General features: G+C 64.1%; 9 protein-coding genes. 3 read left to right on the forward strand and 6 right to left on the reverse strand.

Features of this window, described 5'->3' with window-relative positions; genetic code table 11:
• Positions 1-106: 106 nt before the first annotated feature.
• Positions 107-1,426 (reverse strand): cell division protein PerM, encoded by a 1,320-nt coding sequence (locus F0Q45_RS20295; RefSeq protein WP_223163928.1) that lies wholly within the window; start codon positions 1,424-1,426, stop codon positions 107-109.
• Positions 1,427-1,465: 39 nt separating this feature from the next.
• Positions 1,466-2,374: a DUF5336 domain-containing protein gene (locus F0Q45_RS20300; protein ID WP_149655656.1), complete on the reverse strand. Its 909-nt coding sequence runs from the start codon at positions 2,372-2,374 to the stop codon at positions 1,466-1,468.
• A gap of 176 nt (positions 2,375-2,550) precedes the next feature.
• Between F0Q45_RS20300 and F0Q45_RS20305 the strand changes: the two genes are divergently transcribed.
• The gene (locus F0Q45_RS20305) at positions 2,551-3,399 is read left to right on the forward strand and encodes an LLM class F420-dependent oxidoreductase (RefSeq protein WP_149655657.1); all 849 of its coding nucleotides are present in this window, start codon (positions 2,551-2,553) and stop codon (positions 3,397-3,399) included.
• A gap of 25 nt (positions 3,400-3,424) precedes the next feature.
• Here the strand turns inward: F0Q45_RS20305 and sucD are convergent, their stop codons facing one another.
• Positions 3,425-4,339, reverse strand: coding sequence for a succinate--CoA ligase subunit alpha (sucD, locus tag F0Q45_RS20310; protein WP_149655658.1), 915 nt, complete (start codon positions 4,337-4,339; stop codon positions 3,425-3,427).
• A 14-nt stretch (positions 4,340-4,353) separates the two neighbouring features.
• Positions 4,354-5,535, reverse strand: a complete 1,182-nt coding sequence (sucC, locus tag F0Q45_RS20315) for an ADP-forming succinate--CoA ligase subunit beta (protein WP_149655659.1) — start codon at positions 5,533-5,535, stop codon at positions 4,354-4,356.
• Positions 5,536-5,800: 265 nt separating this feature from the next.
• Here sucC and F0Q45_RS20320 point away from each other — a divergent pair, with 265 nt between their 5' ends.
• Both F0Q45_RS20320 and F0Q45_RS20325 read left to right on the forward strand, forming a co-directional pair.
• Positions 5,801-6,862 carry a peptidoglycan DD-metalloendopeptidase family protein gene (locus F0Q45_RS20320; RefSeq protein ID WP_262491084.1) on the forward strand — a complete coding sequence of 354 codons (1,062 nt, stop codon included), beginning with the start codon at positions 5,801-5,803 and terminating at the stop codon, positions 6,860-6,862.
• A 3-nt stretch (positions 6,863-6,865) separates the two neighbouring features.
• A complete protein-coding gene (locus F0Q45_RS20325) occupies positions 6,866-7,450 on the forward strand; it encodes a hypothetical protein (RefSeq protein WP_188113048.1) in 585 nt (194 codons plus the stop codon).
• Between the two features lie 83 nt (positions 7,451-7,533).
• Here F0Q45_RS20325 and pcrA read toward each other — a convergent pair whose 3' ends face one another.
• Positions 7,534-9,861, reverse strand: coding sequence for a DNA helicase PcrA (gene pcrA, locus F0Q45_RS20330; protein ID WP_149655661.1), 2,328 nt, complete (start codon positions 9,859-9,861; stop codon positions 7,534-7,536).
• Positions 9,862-9,926: 65 nt separating this feature from the next.
• Positions 9,927-11,939, reverse strand: coding sequence for a PPE family protein (locus tag F0Q45_RS20335; protein WP_149655662.1), 2,013 nt, complete (start codon positions 11,937-11,939; stop codon positions 9,927-9,929).
• Between the last annotated feature and the right edge of the window lie 43 nt (positions 11,940-11,982).

Raw genomic sequence — 11,982 nt, forward strand, 5'->3', positions numbered from 1 at the left:
CGACGATGCCGGCCGCGCAAGCGACTACTGGCAAGTCGAGGCCGGGGTTTCAAGCCACGGGTGTTCGTCTAGATGTTGGGGCCGCCGCGGCGGGCAGGCACCACGGCTACTCCTCGCGCGGTGAGTCTGGCTCCGATTGCGATTCACCGGCCGCGGCGGCATCGTCTTCGAGCGGCAAATCTTCGGCAGCATCCCCCGGCTGATCCTCGTCAAGAGGTACAGCGTGCGGTTCCTCGACAACGGCTGGGCCCGGCCGCGGTTTCGGCCGCCCGGGTCGACGCCTGACCCCTCCGGCCATGACCACTGTGAGCCAACCCACCAGGGTGAACCAGAACAGCACACCAACAAACAAGGCGCCCACGTCCACGCCGACGCTGCCAAAGTTGCCCAGCCGGCCGCCGCCGGCGTACCCAAGCAGGACCATGATCAAGGCGCCTGCAACCGCCGCGACCACCAGCTTGGCCGTGGCCGGAAGAATGGGCAGTGGCCGCCGCGCACACTGCTGGCCGACTGCGACGCCAGACGACGCACCAACGATCAGCAGCGCCACGCCCGCCGGCCCCAGTGGCGGCGTCGGCGCTGCAGCCAAGATCGGTACGGCGGGAATATCGCCGCCGAACACAGTGAACGAGCTGAAAGTGGCAAAGCCAATGTGGGCACTAGACCCGACCGCAACCGCCGAAGCGCCGACGATGACGTTGGGCGCATACAGCACCGAGAGAATGGTGAGATTGAACTGTCCCCATATCGAATCGGTGATGCCGTACAGCTCCTGCATGGTCGCCCAGTGCACAATCAGCGAACCTGCCGTCACCATGCCGGAAAGACCAAGCAATGCCAAGACGCCGGCGGCAGCGGCGCGCAGCGAATCACCTAGCCAACCAGGAAGCAGTGCGGCCGCGAGTGCACGTCTGCCTACCCGCGACCACACCCCCATCGTGGCTCCGATGGCATGCACCACCAGCACACTGATGAACGCACGCAACGCGTTCGGCGTCTGCAATTCGGTGATAACCGAGGACGCATCGTGGATGACTGCCAGTGCAATCGCCGCGATCAGTAGGGGACCGCCCAGCGCCGATGCGACAACCCATCGGACGACGAGCCACGACGAGTTCGGCGCGGTGGCCAGCGCCGTCGTACGCGCCGTGCCCCACACCATCAGCAGCACCGGCAGCAGCGGCATAACCCCCAGCTCGCGACCACCGATCGAGATCGGCACCGTGTGTACGCCCAGCCACATGCTGGCGATCGCACCCAGCGCGCCCGTCATGTCGCTGTTGGCGATCAGCAACTGCAACAGCGTGACCGCCGCAATGATGACAAGAGCTACCACAGCAGGTGCAAACGCCACCTTGACAAGGTCGCGCGCCTGGCGGGCACCCGCTGCCCGGTTGTCCTCGCTTTTTGCCGACACCCTTGTCACTCTTCGCGCACGTGCCTTACTCCGCGCGAGAGCGCCCGGCTAGACCGGCGCCGAACCAGGTGAGGACGACTGCTGGCCCTGGCCCTGACCATAAGACTGCTGTACCCCTGGTGGGTTTGAGTAGTTGACCGGAGCCGAACCCGCTTGGGATCCGGTGCCGGCGCTGACCGGAGGTGGCGCGCTGAAGCTCGGGAAACCGGTAGGTGGGGTCGACGGACCCGGCGCGTGCTGGGGCCCCGACTGCGCGGGTGGCTGGGCCCCGAATCCGCCGGTCGCTGGGTTCGAGCCCGGGGTCGACGAATACCCTCCGTATTGCGATCCGTACCCGGAGGATTGCTGCAGGTTAGGCGTGGGCTGCTGTGCAGCCGGCTGACCGTAGTAACCGCCCGGCTGACCGCCGAACTGCCCGTATTGGCCATATTGGCCGTATTGACTGTAAGGGTCGAATTTGGGTCGCGGTGCCGGCGCCGCAACCACACCCGCATCCAAGAGCAGTGCGCCGACCGCCGCAACCGTCTGAAACACGATGCACACCAAGACGATCCATAGCGCCCAGCCAGTCGAATACGCACTGGGCTTATTGAATGTCGCCGCGATCATCAGCAGCACGCCCAACACGGAAACAACCGCGACGATTGCCACGTAACTCTTGGCCTTGGGCAACACGCTGACGGCGGCGAGCAGTGCGGCCAGCAGCGCCAGCCCGACAGCCAGCCCGGTGTCGCCGGACACTTCACTACCGCTACCGCCAAGCTCGGAGCTGACCGTGAACATGGGCCCGAAGCTGGCGAGATATGCCACGAAGCCCAGTGTTGTCACCACGATGCTCAAGTACATCGGGAGCTTGCTGACCCCGTCGTCCGCCTTGGCGAGCGACGGCGTGGCGCCTCCATAGGAGCCGGCCGACTGCGCGGGCTGATATCCGGGATTCCCCGGCGAGTAGGTCATGGCTCCTCCTATTACGGTGCCGTCGCGGCGCCTGTTGCATTGCGACGCTTGTTCCCTGCGACACAATTCGCTCACCCACGCTAGCGCACGTACCCTCACTCGCGCCGGAGCGACCTTGCCACCTTCGCCCCGGGACCACTTGCCCGCTCCAGATAGAACACGTTCTAATCCCGGTTATGGATTACGGGCTTGTGCTTTTTACCAGTGACCGCGGCATCTCCCCGGCGGCAGCCGCCAAACTCGCCGACGACCACGGCTTTCACACCTTTTACGTGCCGGAACACACTCATATCCCAATCAAGCGCGAAGCTGCCCATCCGACGACAGGCGACGCATCGCTGCCCGACGACCGCTATCTGCGCACCCTCGACCCGTGGGTGAGCTTGGGCGCGGCATCGGCGGTCACATCCCGGGTGCGACTGGGGACCGCGGTCGCGCTACCCGTCGAGCATGACCCGATCACATTGGCGAAAAGCATTGCCACCCTCGACTATCTATCCGCTGGTCGGGTAAGCGTCGGCGTGGGGTTCGGTTGGAACACCGACGAGCTCGCCGACCACGGCGTAGTGCCCGGACGCCGACGCACCATGTTGCGTGAATACCTTGAAGCGATGCGGGCGTTGTGGACCCAAGAGGAGGCCGCCTACGACGGCGAGTTCGTCAAGTTTGGGCCCAGCTGGGCGTGGCCCAAGCCGGTGCAGCCGCACCTTCCGATTCTTGTAGGCGCCGCCGGCACCGAAAAGAACTTCAGGTGGATCGCCCGCAGCGCCGACGGCTGGATCACCACTCCGCGCGACGTGGACATCGACGAGCCGGTCAGGTTGCTGCAGGACACTTGGGCCCGTGCTGGTCGTGGCGGGACTCCGCAGATCGTGGCGCTGGACTTCAAGCCGGTGCCCGAGAAGCTAGCTCGCTGGGCCGAGCTTGGTGTGACCGAGGTACTCTTCGGGCTGCCGGACCGCAGCGAAGCCGAGGTGGCGGCCTACGTGGAGCGATTGGCCGGCAAGCTCGCCGCGTTCGCTTAGCCGCGAGCAGTCGGCCATGAGACTGCTACAGGCTGGTCAGGATCTCCCTGGCCAGCGCCGCCGTCTCAGACGGGGTCTTGCCCACCTTGACACCAGCCGCCTCCAAGGCCTCCTTCTTGGCGGCTGCGGTTCCGGAGGACCCGGACACGATGGCACCCGCGTGGCCCATGGTCTTGCCTTCCGGCGCGGTGAAGCCCGCGACATAGCCGACCACCGGCTTGGACACATTGGCTTTGATGAAGTCGGCCGCGCGTTCTTCGGCGTCACCACCAATCTCACCGATCATCACGATTAGCTTGGTGTCGGGATCCTTTTCGAATGCCTCGATCGCGTCGATGTGCGTAGTGCCGATCACCGGGTCGCCGCCGATCCCGATGGCAGTCGAGAAGCCGAGGTCACGCAGCTCAAACATCATCTGGTAGGTCAGCGTGCCCGACTTGGACACCAATCCGATGGGACCAGGCCCGGTGATGTTGGCCGGTGTGATGCCGACTAGCGACTCACCCGGGGTGATGATGCCCGGGCAGTTAGGTCCGATAATGCGGATGAGCGGCCCCTTCGCCCCCGCTTTCTCGACGTTGTAGGCCCAGGCGTAGGCGGTGTCTTGCACTGGGATCCCCTCGGTGATAACCACCAGCAGCGGGATCTCCGCGTCGATGGCCTCGATGATGGCGTCCTTGGCGAAGCGGGGCGGCACGAAGATGATCGAGACGTCGGCACCGGTCTTCGCCATGGCCTCGACGACACTGCCGAACACCGGCAGCTCGATGTCTTTGTCGTTGACGTCCTTGTGCTGGACGGAGGTGCCGGCCTTGCGGGCGTTGACACCACCAACAATCTGGGTGCCGGCTTTGAGCATGCGTGCGGTGTGAACGGTGGCCTCGCTGCCGGTGATGCCCTGGACGATAACTTTGTTGTTCTGGTTCAAAAAGATCGACATGTCCGCAAGTCCTTTCAGGCGCTCGCCAGCTCGGCGGCTTTGTCGGCGGCCTCGTCCATCGTCGGCACCAGCGTCACCAGCGGGTGATTAGCCTGCGCCAAGATGCGTCGGCCTTCCTCGACGTTGTTGCCGTCCAGGCGCACGACCAGCGGCTTGTTGGCCTCGTCACCCAAAATTTCCAGCGCCTTGACGATCCCGGTAGCCACGGCGTCACACGACGTGATGCCGCCGAAGACGTTGACGAACACGCTCTTGACATCCTGGTCGCTCAAAACGACGTCCAGGCCGGCGGCCATCACCTCAGCTGAGGCTCCGCCGCCGATGTCGAGGAAGTTGGCCGGCTTGACCCCGCCGTGCTTTTCGCCGGCATAGGCCACGACGTCGAGGGTCGACATCACCAAACCCGCACCGTTGCCGATGATGCCCACTTGACCCTCGAGTTTGACGTAGTTGAGGTCGTGCTCTTTGGCCTTCAGCTCCAGCGGATCGGTGGCCGCGCGGTCCTCGAATTCGGCGTGGTCGGGCTGGCGGAAGTCCGCGTTAGCGTCCAGCGTGACCTTGCCGTCCAGCGCCAAGATCTGGCCTGGGTCATCCTCCCCGCGGGAGGGTGTGCGCACCAACGGGTTAACCTCAACCAAGGTGGCGTCCTCGCCGACGAAAACCCCCCACAGCTTTTCGATAGTGACCGCGGCCGCATCGAGCACCTCGGCCGGGAGGTGACCCTGCTCGGCGATGGACCGCGCGAAGGCCCGGTCGACGCCCTTGACCGCGCTGACCGGAACCTTGGCAAGCCGTTCGGGCTTGGTGGCGGCCACCTCTTCGATCTCCATGCCACCCTCCACCGAGCACATCGCCAAGAAGGTGCGGTTGGCTCGGTCGAGCAGGAACGAAAGGTAGTACTCCTCGGCGATGTCACTGGCCGCGGCGACCAGCAACTTCTTGACGATGTGGCCCTTGATGTCCAGGCCCAGGATGTTCTTGGCGTGCTCATAGGCCTCGTCGGCGGTAGCGGCATACTTGACACCGCCCGCCTTACCGCGCCCACCCGTTTTGACCTGCGCTTTGACCATGACCGGACGACCGATCTCCGCCGCGATGGCCCGCGCGCCTTCGGCGGTGTCGGTCACCCGGCCCGGTGTGCCGGGTACGCCGTGCTTGGCGAACAATTCCTTAGCTTGATACTCGAAAAGGTCCATGGGCTCACTGTCTTCGCTCGGCTTGCTGCGGGGCCTGTAGGGAGGCGGTGCCAGAATTGACAACTGGAACTGTATCTAGACGCCGAACAAGCGCCGCGATCGCACCTGCCGGTGTGGCGCAACATGGACTGCGAGGGGGACCCTGGCGTGATCAAGATCACATTTTGGGCCGGGTTGGTTGCCTGAGGTTGCCAGCCCTATTGGTCAGCGGATACCGTCTCAGGGTCCAGATCACGATATGGTCACGATACGAGGACATTTCAGGTTGTCCCAGCACCGATCTGCCCGCAGTGCAGCCACTGTCGCGACTCGCGCACGCCGCGATCGTCGGCTCCACCACAACGAAATCACCGAGATCATCCCCCTCGACGGATTCGACGAGTTCGACGAGCTGGAGCTGGCCGATCTCGATGAATTGGACTTCGGCGATCCCGAGTTCGACACCGAGGCGCAGCTGCTTCGGGCGCCCGAGCTCGATGATCTGCATGAAATCGATGACGTAACCCCCGCTTGGCTGGCCGCGCCCACGGACGTGCTGGCGCCGGCGACCATCGAGCTCAGCAGCGATCGAATCGCCCCACGCATCCACTCCACGAATGTCACTCCGGTGCCCCGACGCGGCGGCCAGCACCGCAAGCAGCCGACCAGTGCGACCAAGGGCCGCCTGCTGATCTCCGCCATGGCCGCCGGTGCGGCAGCCGCCGCGGCGCATACGGCGACCCATCAGTCCGAGACCGCCAGTACCGACACGGTGCTGACCGCCAACGCGTCGACCCTCACGGGTGGGTCCGGTGGCGAAGCGCCCCGAGGCGCCCAAGTCATCGCCGCGCAGCCCGCGGAAATGATTGCAGTCCACAATGCGGAGCTTGCCCGTGGCGTGGCCTTCGCTCAGGAACGGGCGCAACGCGAGGCGCGACTGCAGCAGCCGCTGTATGTCATGCCGACCAAGGGCATCTTCACCTCGAACTTCGGCTACCGCTGGGGCGTTCTACACGCCGGGATCGACCTCGCTAACGCCATCGGAACCCCGATCTATGCGGTGTCTGATGGCGTGGTCATCGACGCGGGTCCCACCGCCGGCTACGGCATGTGGGTCAAGCTGCGCCACGCCGACGGCACTGTAACGCTGTACGGTCACGTCAATAGCACATTGGTCGACGTCGGGGATCGCGTGATGGCAGGCGACCAAATCGCCACCATGGGCAACCGGGGCTTCTCCACCGGTCCACACCTTCATTTCGAAGTGCTGCTGGGCGGCACCGAGCGCATCGACCCGGTGCCGTGGCTGGCCAAGCGCGGACTTTATGTCGGCAATTACGCCGGCTGACCGGTGACCGCGCCCAACAATCCCCCCGCGCGCGAGAACCCGCCAGAGCCCGCCAAGGCGTCCCAAGAACCACGGACCCGCATCATCCGGCGGACGCCAACCGGGCCGCTGCCCCTCGCCGCCGAGTCAACGACCACCCAAATTCCGGGCCGCCCAGCATCGTTGGACGAAACGGCTCGTGCAGCGCAGCTACCATCGCTGTCCGCAGCGATCACCACTGAACCGAGCCCGTGGACAGCGGTCTCGGCCGCCGCGGTCAGCATTGTCAGCGGCTGGGCTACCTCAGTAGTGGCCACCGACCTAATTGCCGGATGGTGGCAAACCGACCGACTCTTTTGCGTCGCGGTCGGGTTCTTGGCGCTGGTGTTCGCGATATCTACCGTCGCGGGAGTGATCATGCTGTTGCTCCGTCGACCCGTCGGGCGCTATCTCATCGCGACGGGCGCGGTGGTTGCGGTGCTGACCTACGGCGGCATCTTCATCGCGGGTGCGCATGTCGCGTGGATTGTCAACGCACTGCCGGTATTGCCGATTGCCACCGTGGTGCTGGCGCTACATCCGCGGACCACCCGCTGGGTGGTGGGGTAACAAGCTCACGTTGCGCCGAACGTGTTGTCACTGCGACGATTTCGCGTATTTTTCGTGCTGAGTGCACGCTCGGCGCAAGGGCGTTAGAGCTTGGCGACCGGTGCATGGTTATGCATCAGTTTTACCCGTCCCGAACTGCCGAAGTCGATGAGCGACATTGCCGATTCGCCGACACCGGAGACTTCCTCGACACGGCCCAGGCCGTACTTGTCGTGGGTGACGCGGTCGCCGGCCTGCAAGACCAGCAGCGGCCGCTTGCTCGCCGCGCCAGAACGAGTCGGCGCCGAACGTGCGGTGCCGAACCGGCCAGCTCCGCTCACCGGCGCACTAAACGACGGCTTGGGCGCAAGGCGGCGCCAGTCGATGAGCGGCTGTGGGATCTCCCGCAAAAACCGCGACTCCGGGTTGAGCATCGGCTGACCCCACGACGACCGGACGATGGCCCTGCTGACGTACAGCCGTTGGCGGGCCCGGGTGATGCCGACGTAGGCCAGCCGCCGTTCCTCGGAGAGTTCGGTGGGATCGTCTAGCGCCCGCAGGTGCGGGAACATGCCGTCTTCCCACCCGGTCACGAACACCACCGGGAATTCCAGACCCTTGGCGGTATGCAACGTCATCAGCGTGACGACACCCGCGCTGTGCTCCGGGATTTCGTCGGTGTCGGCAACCAGCGAGACCCGTTCCAGAAACGCGGCGAGCACACCGGTATCAGGGACGTCTTCGTTCTCGGGTGCGAGCGCAGCGGCTTCGCTGGTTTCCAACGCTTGGTCGGTGCTGAATTCGTGTGCGACGCTGACGAGTTCGTTGAGGTTGTCCAGGCGTGCCAGCTCCTGCGGGTCGGTCGACGATTCGAGCTCCCGGCGATAACCCGTGCCTTCGACCACCGCCTCGACCAGGTCACCCAGGTCGCCTAGGTCGTCATGGAGGCGACCGCGCAATTCGTCGAGCATCTCCACAAAGCCTGCGATAGCCTTCGCCGCGCGCGTGTTGAGCATCGGCACCTTGCCCTGAGCCGCAGCGTGTAGCGCGTCGGCGAAACTGGCGTCGGTATTCTCGGCATAGACAGCCACGCACGCCTCGGCGCGATCTCCGATACCGCGACGCGGGGTGTTGAGGATGCGCCGCATGCTGACCGCGTCACCGGGATTGTCCAGCACACGCAGATAGGCGACGATGTCGCGAATCTCCTTGCGTTCGTAAAAGCGCACTCCCCCAACGACCTTGTAGGGAATTCCGGCGCGGATGAACACCTCTTCTAATGAGCGCGACGAGTTGTTGGTGCGGTAGAAGACGCCGACGTCGTTGTAGGTGATTTCGCGACGCTCGGCCAGCGCGTCGATCTCTTCGGCGACGAATCTGGCCTCGTCGTGTTCGTTGTCGGCAACGTAGCCGACGATCAACTCCCCTTCGCCGGCGTCGGTCCACAGCCGCTTCTCGCGGCGTCCGGCGTTGCGGGCGATCACCGAGTTGGCGGCCGACAAGATGTTTTGCGTCGAGCGATAGTTCTGTTCCAGCAGAATCGTTGTGGCGTCCGGGTAGTCGCGCTCGAAGTCTTCGATGTTGCGGATGGTGGCCCCACGAAACGCATAGATCGACTGGTCGGCGTCGCCGACGACGCACAACTCAGCTGGGGGCACGTCATCTTCGGTGTCGCGCCCGACCAGCTCGCGCACCAGCACGTACTGCGCATGGTTAGTGTCCTGGTATTCGTCGACCAGGACATGGCGGAACCGCCGCCGATAGTACTGGGCGATGTTCGGGAAAGTCTGCAGCACCGCGACCGTCTCGCCGATGAGATCGTCGAAGTCCAGCGCATTGGCAGCCCGTAGACGCCGCTGATATTCGGCGTAGACCGATGCCACGGTGCGGGTCAAGTCATCGGCGTCATCGGTGAGGTCGCACCGCGCCCGGTGCGGGTCGATCAGTTCGTTCTTCAGGTTGGAGATCGCATTGGCCAGCAGCCGCGGCGAGTACCGCTTAATGTCCAACCCCTGGTCGCGGCCGATCATCTGCAACAGCCGCCGGGAGTCGTCGGCATCGTAGATGGAAAAATTGGAATTCAGGCCCTCGATCAGCGACGCCTGATTGCGCAGGATCCGCACGCACGTGGAGTGAAACGTGGACACCCACATATGGCGGGCCCGGTCGCCGACTAGGCGCACCACGCGTTCTCGCATCTCGGCGGCGGCTTTGTTGGTAAAGGTGATGGCCAGGATCTGGCCGACCCCTACCCTGCGGGCCGCGATCAGGTAGGCGATCCGCCGAGTCAACACCGCCGTCTTGCCCGAACCTGCGCCCGCGACGATCAGTAGCGGAGCGCCCTCATGCACCACTGCCTGGCGCTGTTGTGGATTAAGGCCGTCAAGCAGCTGGTCCGCTTCGAACTGGGCATCGGTTGCGTGCACACTCATGTCGGTCCAAACTTACCGCCGCCCACCGACGGCTCGGCTGGCCAGGCTAGCGACTGGCCACGCGATTACGGCGCAAAACCCGATTCCTTGACGCCCGCATGGTTGCTGCCCGAGCTATCGGTGCCCGAGTTCGTGATGCCCGAGTTCCGCACGCCGGTGTTGCCGTAACCCGAGTTGTCGGAGCCGGTGTTCACAAAGCCGACGTTGCCCGGCCCGCCGCCGTTTCCGTAGCCAATGTTGAGGTTGGCGCTATTGTAGAAACCTACATCATTGGTGCCCGAATTGAAGAACCCGTGGTTGAGGCTCCCGGTATTTTGGAAGCCGGTTTGGCCATTGCCAGTGTTCCCGTAGCCTTCGCTATTATTGCCGACGTTCTGGACTCCGGAGGTGTTGTTTCCGTTGTTGTTCCAGCCCGAGGTGCCAACGCCGGTGTTTCCGAAGCCGGAGCTTGTTAGACCGCTGTTGGTTGCTATCCCGAAGCCAGTATTGACACCACCGGCGTTACCGATGCCGGTGTTGGCGTTGCCCGAGTTCCAGAAACCGGTGTTGGTATTGCCCGAGTTCCAGAAGCCCGTGTTACCTGAACCCGAATTACCGTAGCCAACGCTGGCCCCCGAATTTCCAAAGCCCACGGCACCTGCGCCAAGTGGGGAGTTAAAAGCCCCCACGCTGAAGGCTCCGCCATTTCCAACGCCCATATTGTTGGGGCCGGCATTCCAGAAACCGAAATTGCCGTTCCCTGAGTTTCCGAAGCCCATGTTGGTGTTGGTGGTATTCGAGAAGCCGGTGTTGATGCTGCCCGAGTTCCAGAATCCGGTGTTCGTGTTCCCGGCGTTATCAAAGCCGGTGTTGAAGTTGCCAGAATTTCCGATACCCCAGTTGCCGTCACCCGAATTAAAGAAGCCGACGTTGTTGTTGCCTGAATTGAATAGGCCAACATTTCCGAGGCCACCGTTGAACCCGTTGAGGTTGATGCCGACCTGGTTGTTTCCGGTCAGGCCGATGCCGACGTTGTTACTGCCGGTGTTTCCGAAGCCGATGTTGAAATCGCCCTTGTTGCCCAAGCCCAGGTTGAAGCTGCCCCGGTTGCCGCTGCCGATGTTGTTGCTACCAAAGTTCCCGTCGCCGAAGTTGGCGCTGCCGCGGTTACCGAAGCCGTTGTTGGAGCTACCGAAGTTCCCGCTGCCGACGTTGAGGTTGCCGGTGTTGCCGTTGCCGAGGTTCGCGCTGCCGCTGTTCCCGCTGCCTACGTTTCCACCGGCGGTGGCCTGCGAGTTTCCGAAGCCGATGTTTCCGTTGCCGCGATTACCACCGCCGATGTTTCTGTTGCCGGTGTTTCCGCTGCCCAGGTTGAAACTGCCGGTATTGCCGTCGCCCAAGTTCAGGATGCCGTTGAGGTTTCCGTTGCCGAGGTTGAGGTTGCCGCCCTTGTTTCCGCCGCCGACGTTCGCGTTACCGGTGTTGCCGTTGCCTAGGTTGATGCTGCCGATGTTGCCCGAGCCAAGGTTCGCGGTGCCGATATTGCTCACGGCTGCCAGGGCGCTCAGCCCCGGGATATTCTGCAACAGCTGCTGCCACGGCGTCATCGCCTCCGCCACCGCCGACGCCCCGGTGTAATAGCCGAACATCGCCGCCACATCCTGGGCCCACATCTGCTCATAGAGCGCCTCGGCGGCCGCGATCGCCGGCGCATTTTGGCCAAACAGATTCGACAGCACCAACTGCACCATTTGAGAACGGTTGGCCGCCACCACCATCGGCTGCACCGTCGCGGCCTGGGCGGCCTCAAACACAGCGGCCACAATCCGTGCCTGCGCGGCTGCGCCGGCCGCTTGTTCCGCGGCGGCAGTCAGCCAACCGGCATAGGGTGCGGCCGTCGCGGTCATAGCCGTCGCTGCCGGCCCCTGCCAGGACTGACCGACCAGTCCCGCAGTCACCGAGCCAAACGAGGACGCCGCTGAACCCAGCTCTTGGGCCAACCCGTCCCAGGCGGTCGCGGCGTGCAACAGCGGAGCCGGTCCCGCGCCGGTGAACATCAATACTGAGTTGACCTCGGGCGGGAACACGGAAAAATTCATCGCCTCAGTCCTCCTTCGGATGGGGCCGCGGTCCGGCGGTGAC

Source organism: Mycobacterium simiae (genome assembly GCF_008370645.1).
GTDB classification, from domain to species: domain Bacteria; phylum Actinomycetota; class Actinomycetes; order Mycobacteriales; family Mycobacteriaceae; genus Mycobacterium; species Mycobacterium simiae_A.

Bases quoted from the DNA above. Each gene is read 5' to 3' on its own strand.
- F0Q45_RS20300 (WP_149655656.1), bottom strand. From the start codon at position 2,374: ATGACCTACTCGCCGGGGAATCCCGGATATCAGCCCGCGCAGTCGGCC.
- F0Q45_RS20305 (WP_149655657.1), top strand. From the start codon at position 2,551: ATGGATTACGGGCTTGTGCTTTTTACCAGTGACCGCGGCATCTCCCCG.
- sucD (WP_149655658.1), bottom strand. From the start codon at position 4,339: ATGTCGATCTTTTTGAACCAGAACAACAAAGTTATCGTCCAGGGCATC.
- sucC (WP_149655659.1), bottom strand. From the start codon at position 5,535: ATGGACCTTTTCGAGTATCAAGCTAAGGAATTGTTCGCCAAGCACGGC.
- pcrA (WP_149655661.1), bottom strand. From the start codon at position 9,861: ATGAGTGTGCACGCAACCGATGCCCAGTTCGAAGCGGACCAGCTGCTT.
- F0Q45_RS20335 (WP_149655662.1), bottom strand. From the start codon at position 11,939: ATGAATTTTTCCGTGTTCCCGCCCGAGGTCAACTCAGTATTGATGTTC.